Raw genomic sequence first — 7,157 nt, 5'->3', positions numbered from 1 at the left:
GTTCGTCAGTTCATGCCGACGCACCATGACGGACTCCTGCCCGCAACGGCATTAGATCCACCGCCCCGAGCAAGAGCCATCAGACACTGCCTAGAGGCCGAGCATGCTGTTCCAGCGGCAGCCCCTCCTGAAACGGTGGCCGGACGATCTCTACCAAGGTGCTGTCTAAGGTCTGGCGAGGTGCGGTGATGGACTCGACGTCCGCCTGAGTCAGGGAGCGCCACACGCCGGAAGGTACGACCGCTCCGGCCTCGTAAGAAACCTCGTCATGGCGCGCGGTCCTGACTGTGGCGATCTCGCACCGGTCACGGAGCGCGGTTTCGTCGCGATAGGCGATGTTCAGGGGCATGCCGGCCTTCCTGGGATCAGTCGTCTCCGATGGTGATGTCAAGTTCGGCTACCAGTGCCTGGGCAAGCTCTGCCTGCTGCGCGGGATCGATGCGGACCTTCGACAGGTGCGTCAGCCCACGGATGGCGGAGAGATCGTTGCCCCGCAGGTCCGCGCCCTTGTATCGGCCCTTGCCGAATTGGGTCATGCGCAGGACGCAGTCCTTGAAGATGGCGTTGCTCAGGTCGCAGTCGTGGAACGAGGCTTCAGCCAGAGAGCACTTCGAGAAAACGACAGGGCCAGCGGCGCGAACCTTCTCAAAAGCGGTGTAGTCGAGCTTGCAGTTCTCGAACAGAACATCTTCGAAGGTGAGGCCGGCAAGAGTGCCACCCATGATCTTGCAGTTGCGGAACACCACGCGGGAGAGCTTGCTATCGGCCCACTGAGCGTTGCCGAGGTCGGTGCCATCGACCTCGACTGAGTTGAGCCGTACCTCGTTGACCTGGGACTGCGCGGTTCGAAGGCGGGTAATGCGGCCCGTGATGAGCTGAGTGTTCTCCAGCTCCAGGGACCGGAGTTGGGCATCTGTGTACTGGAAGTCTTGAACGATGCCGCGACCACTCACCAGCGACTCCACGTTCGACAGGTAGAGGCCAGGTTCATCGAGGCCAGGGAGAGCGAGCGTGACACGGTCGAAGGTGATGGTGTCCATGGTGCTCCTATACGAGACGGGCGGGGCAGGCCGCCATGAAGCAGCCTGCCCCTCGTGCTAGCCCTACTTCTTGTTCCAGTTGTCCCAGGTGGCACGGTTATCAAAGGTGTTGCCGGCGTTGTCCCACGTGGGGCGGTTGTCGAACCCTGCCACCAGGCTGACCGGTGTGCTTCCGATCAGAGCATGGAAGCCGTCTGCCGCGCTGAGGATCAGGTCGATGGCCGTGGACGTGTTGTCCTTACGGGAGATCAGTTCACTGGCTGCGGACATGTCGTGTGACCCCTTCCAAGAGAGCGATCTTTGAGGTTGTGCAGTATCGAGTGCGGGTGCCATCCATGCGGCCCCCGTGCTCGAAGAACCTGTTCGCGGGGTGCGCCCCGCCGCAGAATGCGAAGTACCCGCAGGTGGCACGACAGGCATCTACGCCATCCCGGAACTCAGCGATCCAGGGGGTTCGGGCGTCGGCTTCGCCCACGAGGACGTCCAAGCCGTCGTGAAGCACGTTGCCAGTGGTGAAGTCTCCGAACCGCTTGTCAGTGCACCCGGCCAGTTCAGGCGAGAGCAGGACCACGCCACCGTCGAAGCTGACCGTGGGCAATGGATCCCACAGTGCCGAGGCCGGATTTGGCGTGGACTGCTGAGCGTGGAGGACGGTGCTGGCGAAGCTCACGACCCGCGATATCTCTCGCAGATGGACCACCGGATTAGCCCGCCAGGCGTCTGCGAGGGTGGCCCAGAAATCTGCTGCCCGTACAGGATCGACGGTCTGCACACCGCGGTTGACGCCCTCTTCTTCCTCAACGTTCACGCCGAGGGTGGTCACTCCCAGCTCGGCGAAGAACTCATAGAAGCGGGTGGCCGAACGCGGGTCGGGATCCGAGACAACGGCGATGGCTGAGAGCGGGATCCCGTGCCGACGTAAGCGTTGGATGCCACGCATGATCACACGGAAGGCGGGATGGCCGGCACGGGTAACGCGGTGACCGTTCATGTCCTCCGGGCCATCGATGCTGACGCCCGCATGTACGCCGTGCTCCAGCAGGAACCCGCACCAGGCGTCATCCACGAGGGCCGCGTTCGTCTGCACACTGTGCTTCACGCCCTCAAAGGGAGCCATCAGCGCGGCCAGATGCTCACGGCCGGCGGACAGCGGCTCGCCGCCATGCCACACCACCTCGAATGCGGGATCGTAGGCGGCCCACTCGTTGACCGGCTTCGCCACGGCCTGTGCTACGCGGACCGACATCAGGTTCTTGGTCTTGCGGAATGGCAGGTAGCAGTAGGTGCAGTCCATCGGCAGGCACAGAGTGGTTGGCTGCATGATCACTGCATGCGGAACGGTTGCGAGTCGTACGGAGTTGCGCATCGTGCTCCTCTCGACCGAGTTCGAGTGGTGCATGGGTAGCGCTGGGGATTGCGTTCATGACCCCAGCGCCTTGTACGCCTGTGAAGCTTTTTCCTGGGCACCGAAAGGGAGCCTTTTTGAACTGTGCTCGGACGGTCCGCTGACCCGGCTCGGCGTACGATCGTCCTCGCCTATCGGGAGGTGCACCGGAGTGGGAGTCCGGGGGCGGCTAGATATGACCGTACTAGCCACTTCGCCGCCTACGTACTTTTGCGGATTCGGAATTTGCGCGAATCGAAACATCCCATTCCCGCAACCGCTTAAGGACCGTAGGGCCAGTTCCGCCGTATTGTTGCGCAATATCGGCAGCAGAGGTTCCCGATTCGTAAGCGGAGATCATGCTTGCCCTGGATCCAGGCGAGAAGTGCATTTTGCTCCGTCCTCCTGCATTACGGCGACGAGGCTCTTCCCATTCGTCAAAGAGTTGCCTCATCTTCGCTGCAGTGACACTGAAGCGGGTGGCCACACCCGAAAGGGAAGCGCCGAGGCGGTACATACGGATGGCTTTCGCCTTGAGGGCTGGTGGGTCGGGCTGAACCTGGTGGACGTGTGCCTTGCGTGCCACTTCAAGCTCGTTAACTTCCACCCAGTCCTTTGACTTTCGTGCCTGACTGACTCTCGCAGAGATATCGCGGCACCCGGAACAACCGAAGCGAAAGTGGGGCTGCTGATCCACCGAAAATCCTTGCTGATCAAGTTGAGTTTATGTGGTGCCCAAACTGCCAGTCGGTAGCCGGTGGCCCCTTCCGCATGCTCAGCTGCTGCCAGACCGATGATGTAGGCGACCTGACTTGAGTCGAACAGGCACGAAGCCAAGCCGGGGATCTTCAGGTAGCCGATGATGTCCGAGCTTCAATGGCGGTCCGAAGTGCGGGTTGCCCGACGGAGGAAACGGGACGCCAGCTAAAAGCAATACCATTGGGAGTGATCTCGGCGTCGCTGGTGTTAGCGCAAACTAAATAGCGAAAGCCAAAGCGAAGGCTTCCAGAAGATGACTCTTGAACGTCGATGTGTAGCGGGCTCTGGTCTTCGCCCTCCGGCCACACGTGAAACCATCCTGTCGTTTCCATGAGGACTCGGACGGAAGCGGTCAGGAGGGAAGTGTCATCAGCAACCAAAGTTCCTTCGACGAAAGCCCATCTATCGTCATGCCAGCCGCAGAGAACGTTGCGCGACTCGTTCATGACGATGGCGCCGACGACAACCTCTGGGCACATGTCCGCATGGATGCAGCGGCCCTGGGTGCGGTGACTGCGCATCACCTCAAAAAGCTGATGCAACTTGGGCTGCTCGTCTGGGTGGTGGTGGGAGTAGGCGAAAAGGTCACGAACGATTGCGCTGGAATCCATCCTCCCCCCTCTCTTCTTGGCTGCGGGGATGGTTGCGGATTTCCCGGCTTATTTCGAAAGATTTTTCGCGATCGGTCTTTTTGAGAGCCATCCGGAGTTGTTGCTCTAAGGCCAGGGAGACATCACAGCCGGGGGCGGGTTTCGCGTTGAAAAGCCTGGTATCGAGTGGCACTTAGATCGGTCTTGGCGAGCGCCGTATGGGGTCGGCCATCGGACACGGCCTACTACGGCTGAGTGGGACCGGGAGCCCGACGCGTAGCAACGCACAGGGAGCACCTGCACAGGGGCCACCGGTCCGTCGTCGGGCCGGCCGCAAGGGGCCGGACGCGCCGCCGAGGCTGAAGCGTCTGACGGGTGCCGTCCCCGCGAACCCGGTACACCGCAATGGTCATCATCAGAGCCTCCAGCCTCGCCGACTGTCATCCGCCGTTTGCTGTCTGTCACTAGTCAACGACAATCGAGCACCCCGAAAGTGCACAGGAAGTGCACAAGCCCGGGGCGCGGGTACCACAGCCTTGAGAGCATGAGCGAAGGAGAAGCCCGACAGGGAAGACAGTGCGAATGAGTGCAGAGATCCCCACGCCTGGACCTGGCGCGAACGTGAAGGCCGAGCGCATGAAGCGTGGCTGGCTTCAGGACTACCTAGCGGCCAGAGCCGGAATGTCGAAGTCCCTGCTCGGCAAGATCGAGCGCGCCCAGCGACCCCTGACTCAGGGCATGGGCGCAGCCCTTGCCAATGCGTTCGGAATCCCCCTGGACGAGCTGCTGGGGTCGGCGCCTCCACCAGCGGGTGCAGAGGACTTCCTCAAGGAGTTGCGCGGCGTGATGCGCCGCTTCGATCTGCCAACCGACGAACCTGTACACGTTGAGCACCTGGAGCACGACCTCGTAGAGCTGTTCAGCCTCCGCGGCGACGCGAACCTCGCCGCGGTGACGAAGGCCCTCCCAGGGCTACTTAAGCGGGTCCAGAATTACGCTCACCAGAGCGGGCTTCCCGAGGACTGGGCCAGGGTGGCCGACGTCTACAGCGCGGTGTACTGGCTCGCAGCTCGGCACCGCTGGATGGCCATGGCCGAACTCGCGGTGATGAAGCAGCAACAGGCCGCGGAGCGGTCGAATGCCTTGGCCCGCGCCGTGGCCGCCCGAGACGAGGCCGGCACTTTCCTCAACGGTGGCGACTTCGCCGGCGGGCTGGCTGTGGTTGACCAGGCCGTTGTGCAGGCTGAAGCCACGATGAGGGGGCGTGCCAGGTACCTGGCCCTGGGCCTTCTGCACCTTCGCGGGCTCACACTGGCCGGCCGCCTGGAGGACAAGAACACGGTGCAGCGGCATGTGAAGGGTGCCAGGCGGGCCGCCGCTCAGTTCGACGCCGATGTAGACGTCCAAGGGATCCATTTCGGGCCGGAGAACACGATCATTCACATCATCGCGACCAACGTCGACATGAAACAGAATGCCGATGCCCTCGACGAAGGCGAGAGGTATCTTCGGGGAGACTTCACATTGCCGGCCACCAGAATCGGCCCCCTTCACATGAACCTTGCCCGAGCAAAATTGGCCCTCAAGGACCGTGATGGAGCAGTTGACTCGCTCGCCGACGCGTGGAAGGTTGCGCCGCAGATGGCAAGGGTGCATCCGACGAGTCAAGAACTGGGCCGAGTGCTCATTTCGCTCCACAAGAGGAGCAACCCAAAAGTCACAGCCCTGGCCAAGAAAGCCGGAATTCCTCTCTGACTCGTAAGCCTGGACGTAAACTGTGGCGGCAACTCGTGGCGCACGCATGTGATACCAGTTCGATGACGATGAGCGACCGCGTCTGTTGCGGACCGACTTCCTTGAGGCGTCGGTGGCCGCCGCGTGCGGAACTGGGCACGGTGCGCATGCCTCGTCCAACAGGGCCCGCTGTCACGTGGCGTGCGCGGGGCTGCCCACGGGTGTCCGGGCCGGGCCGTGGAAGACCTGCCGATCGTGCCACTCGCGGTGCGGTGTCGCGATCTTAGGGGCGTCCGGTTGCGGGCCGATGACCGGTCGGCCGGCGAGGGCGAGCACGTGCTGTCGGCTGGCCTCGCTGCGGCCGACGAAACGTTGGGAGACCAGGATGCGGTGGTTCTCCCCGAGGCCCAGGACCCCCTTGTCGAAGAGCTTGTGGTGCAGCGAGCACAGGCACAGGCCGTTGTCGACCTCGTCCGGCCCGTCGTGGGACCACCAGCGCACGTGTGCGGCCTCCAGCCCGACCGTGCTTGCGCCGAGTGCCCCGTCGTATCCGCAGAACGCGCACTGGAACTCGTAGGCGGTGAGTATGAGTTCACGCATCCGGCGATCGCGTTGCCGTCGGGCCGCGGCGCCCGCGCCGTGCACGGACTCCGACTCGGCGAGCTCCAGGTCGAGGCCGACGGCTTCGCACAGATCCATGTGCAGGGACGGCGGGAAGTGGGTGTCCAGCAGCACTCTGGTGAGCCGGCCAAGCAGTGACGACTCCTTTGCGAGCGCGGCCCGTAGGCCGGGCGCGAGCCGCCCGGTGGCTCCGCTGGAACGCAGGAGCCCGACTCCACTTCCGGGGCTCCCCGGCCCCTGGTCGGTTCTGACCTCCCACACGCCGTCACTGACAAGGTGATGGAAGGGGTATGCGGGGGTCGTCGGGTGCGTCGGCCCGTACTCGGTCAGCAACCGCTTGAGCTCATCCTCGACGGCGCTGTAGCGCAGCTCGCCGCAGGCATCCCGCTGATAGCTGCCGAGCGCGTACAGCAGCAACAACGGCTTGTGCGGCGCCCGGACGCCGTTGTTCGTCCACCGCCTCAGCTTCGCCACCCGATCAAGCCAATCCATAAGCCGCAAGGGTAGTTCTCCTTACGGGCGTCGCATCGTGTCTGGTCGAGCGGTGGCGGCAGGAAGCTGGGAACTACGAAACCACGCGCAATGCGCAACGGGACACGGTGGGCGGGCCGTTGCGGCGGATGAGCGGCTGGGAAAGGCGTTCGCGGGAATCGCGATCACGGCCGTCCTGTGTGCAGGCAGCGTGTGCTGGACGTTCCTCCAGCACACGCTGCCACAACAGCAGGCCGAGCAGGAGAATCAGCAACGGCAGGTGCAGCAGTACAAGCAGCCGACGAGGCCGGCGAAGCCCTAGCGCTGCCTGTCGGCCAGGTCTCGCGAACGCCTCACCGCTGCATGCACGGCTCGGCAGCATCCTCGCCGCCACGTCTGGCGCACTTGCGCTCCTGGCCCTCGGCAGCGCGTGGCCCGTCACGACAAGCACCGTTGCAGTACTACTAGGCAGTGTCTGATGGCTCTTGCTCGGGGCGGTGGATCTAATGCCGTTGCGGGCAGGAGTCCGTCATGGTGCGTCGGCATGAACTGACGAAC

The 7,157-nt window shown here is 63.4% G+C and carries 7 protein-coding genes; 1 reads left to right on the top strand and 6 read right to left on the bottom strand.

Features of this window, described 5'->3' with window-relative positions:
- Positions 1-79 precede the first annotated feature (79 nt).
- The 5 genes from ACFVT2_RS43060 to ACFVT2_RS43040 all read right to left on the bottom strand — a co-directional run bounded on the left by ACFVT2_RS43060 (position 80) and on the right by ACFVT2_RS43040 (position 3,794).
- Positions 80-349, bottom strand: a complete 270-nt coding sequence (locus tag ACFVT2_RS43060; RefSeq protein WP_390027906.1) for a hypothetical protein — start codon at positions 347-349, stop codon at positions 80-82.
- Positions 350-365: 16 nt separating this feature from the next.
- Positions 366-1,040 carry a pentapeptide repeat-containing protein gene (locus ACFVT2_RS43055; RefSeq protein ID WP_390027905.1) on the bottom strand — a complete coding sequence of 225 codons (675 nt, stop codon included), beginning with the start codon at positions 1,038-1,040 and terminating at the stop codon, positions 366-368.
- A 63-nt stretch (positions 1,041-1,103) separates the two neighbouring features.
- Positions 1,104-1,310 carry a multiple cyclophane-containing RiPP AmcA gene (gene amcA, locus ACFVT2_RS43050; RefSeq protein ID WP_390027902.1) on the bottom strand — a complete coding sequence of 69 codons (207 nt, stop codon included), beginning with the start codon at positions 1,308-1,310 and terminating at the stop codon, positions 1,104-1,106.
- The gene (gene amcB / locus ACFVT2_RS43045; protein WP_390027900.1) at positions 1,294-2,406 is read right to left on the bottom strand and encodes a cyclophane-forming radical SAM peptide maturase AmcB; all 1,113 of its coding nucleotides are present in this window, start codon (positions 2,404-2,406) and stop codon (positions 1,294-1,296) included. The genes amcA and amcB overlap by 17 nt, the downstream gene beginning before the upstream one ends.
- Before the next feature lie 866 nt (positions 2,407-3,272).
- Positions 3,273-3,794: a hypothetical protein gene (locus ACFVT2_RS43040; RefSeq protein ID WP_390027897.1), complete on the bottom strand. Its 522-nt coding sequence runs from the start codon at positions 3,792-3,794 to the stop codon at positions 3,273-3,275.
- A gap of 561 nt (positions 3,795-4,355) precedes the next feature.
- Between ACFVT2_RS43040 and ACFVT2_RS43035 the strand changes: the two genes are divergently transcribed.
- Positions 4,356-5,528, top strand: a complete 1,173-nt coding sequence (locus tag ACFVT2_RS43035) for a helix-turn-helix domain-containing protein (RefSeq protein WP_390027895.1) — start codon at positions 4,356-4,358, stop codon at positions 5,526-5,528.
- 171 nt (positions 5,529-5,699) lie between these two features.
- Here ACFVT2_RS43035 and ACFVT2_RS43030 read toward each other — a convergent pair whose 3' ends face one another.
- Positions 5,700-6,620 carry a phosphorothioated DNA-binding restriction endonuclease gene (locus ACFVT2_RS43030; RefSeq protein WP_390027892.1) on the bottom strand — a complete coding sequence of 307 codons (921 nt, stop codon included), beginning with the start codon at positions 6,618-6,620 and terminating at the stop codon, positions 5,700-5,702.
- Positions 6,621-7,157 lie beyond the last annotated feature (537 nt).

Origin of the sequence: Streptomyces sp. NPDC058000, from assembly GCF_042886435.1 — a bacterium.
Lineage (GTDB): Bacteria > Actinomycetota > Actinomycetes > Streptomycetales > Streptomycetaceae > Streptomyces.
Note: the sequence above shows the minus strand (reverse complement) of the source record. Positions and strands in the feature narration are given on the sequence as shown.